Genomic DNA, 1,412 nt, shown 5'->3' with positions numbered 1-1,412 from the left:
AGCGCGGCACCGCCCACAACGAACTCACCCGCTACCGCTACGACGCCACCCTCTACAAGACCGGCATCACCACCCACGCCCTCGACGACGCCCCCGCCCGGCCCTGGCTCGCGCACGCCGACACCCAGGCCAACCTCGACGGTCTGAGGCAGGAGTTGATGTCCGACCGGCCTGCCGAACTTCGCCTGACCGGCGTCCCGAACCCCCGCCTCACCCACGAACTCGCCGTGTGGCAGGCCCTCGAGGACGGCACACCTCTGCCCGACCGCCGCACCGCCCCGGCAACCGGCATCGAGGCCTTCCGCGCCTTGGGCGACGAGCTCGGCTACTGGACCGGCATCACCTGGAACACCCGGGACACCGACGCCGTGGACGTGGTCCTCGTCGACCGCGGCCTGCTGGCCGGCCGCGCGCCCGTCGGCACCTACGCCGCGCTGCACACCAACGCGTCCACCGCGCCCCTGTCCACATGGGCGACCAACCCCGCCGCCCGCCGTGGCACCGGTGCTCTGGTCGCCAAGCTCCGTGACCACACCCGCGACCATCTGCCGGACTACATGGTCCCGTCCGCCATCGTCCTCCTCGACCGGCTTCCTCTGACGGCCAACGGCAAGCTGGACCGGGCGGCCCTGCCCGCGCCGGAGTTCGCGTCGGCCGGGTCGGGACGCGGGGCGCGTACGCCGCAGGAGCAGATCGTGTGCGATCTGTTCGCGCAGGTGCTGGGTCTGGCTCGGGTCGGCGTGGACGACGACTTCTTCGACCTGGGCGGGCATTCGCTGCTGGCCACCCGTCTCATCGCCCAGATCCGTGCCGCGTTCGGCGTGGAGCTGGAGCTGCGCGCGCTGTTCGAGGGTCCGACGCCGGCCGCGGTGGCCGCACTCCTCGACACCGCCGCACCCGGACGCCTGGCCGTCACCGTCCGTCGACGACCTGAGACCATGCCGCTGTCCTTCGCCCAGCGCAGGCTGTGGTTCATCCACAAGATGGAGGGGCCGAGCGCCACCTACAACATCCCGCTGGCCCTGCGGCTGAGCGGTGAGCTGGACCGTGATGCGCTGCGTGCCGCTCTCGGTGACGTGGTGGCCAGGCACGAGAGCCTGCGGACGGTGTTCCCCGAGGCCGAGGGCGTCCCTTGCCAGCAGATACTGACCCCCGACGCGGCCGTCCCGCACCTCGCCGTCACCCTCACGACCGAGACCGAGCTGCCGGAGGCCCTGGAGTCAGCGGCCAGGTACGCCTTCGACCTGGCCACTGAACCCCCGCTGCGCGCCGACCTCTTCGAGCTCACGGCGCAGGAGTACGTACTCCTGCTGGTCGTGCATCACGTCGCGGGGGACGGTTGGTCGTTGGGTCCGCTCGCTGCTGATCTGACTCGTGCGTATACGGCGCGGGTGGAGGGGCGGGTGCCGCAG

The 1,412-nt window shown here is 71.7% G+C and carries 1 protein-coding gene; it reads left to right on the top strand.

Annotated features, from left to right (window positions below; translation table 11 throughout):
- On the top strand, positions 1–1,412 hold a 1,412-nt coding region (locus tag ACH4RC_RS42485), incomplete at both ends, for a condensation domain-containing protein (RefSeq protein ID WP_398210514.1).

Source organism: Streptomyces sp. NPDC016845 (assembly GCF_044332585.1).
Classification (GTDB): domain Bacteria; phylum Actinomycetota; class Actinomycetes; order Streptomycetales; family Streptomycetaceae; genus Streptomyces.
Note: the sequence above shows the minus strand (reverse complement) of the source record. Positions and strands in the feature narration are given on the sequence as shown.